1 pseudogene is annotated in these 392 nt (G+C 28.3%); it reads left to right on the top strand.

What is annotated here, in order from left to right:
* Nucleotides 1–287, top strand: a pseudogene (locus KEM60_RS14035) (replication initiation protein); the annotation flags it as partial.
* Nucleotides 288–392: the final 105 nt, after the last annotated feature.

Genomic DNA, 392 nt, shown 5'->3' with positions numbered 1-392 from the left:
AAAGAGATATGGTTGATTATTGGAACGATTGTTTTAATGATTTACATATATTACAACCAGATTGGAAAACTATCAAACGTACTTCTGATAGAGCAATGATTTTTATGTTGTTGAATGACGAAGAAGAATGGGGAAAACTAGAAAGACGTACTAAGAATAAATATAAAAAATTAATTAAAGAAATATCGCCAATTGATTTAACGGATTTGATGAAATTGACTTTAAAAGCGAACGAAAAACAATTGCAAAAGCAGATTGATTTTTGGTTATCTGATGTTAAATTTTAATGTCAGTGAGCTTTCGCGAATGCGATCAGCAAACTGACATTTTCACAATTAAATTATTTATTGTAAGTTGCTAGTGTTTTGACTAGTAACTTTTTTTATTTTAGC

It is taken from the genome of Austwickia sp. TVS 96-490-7B, assembly GCF_019331795.1.
Lineage (GTDB): Bacteria > Actinomycetota > Actinomycetes > Actinomycetales > Dermatophilaceae > Austwickia.
The sequence above is the reverse complement of the archived record's forward strand: the minus strand, read 5'-3'. Positions and strand labels throughout refer to the sequence as shown.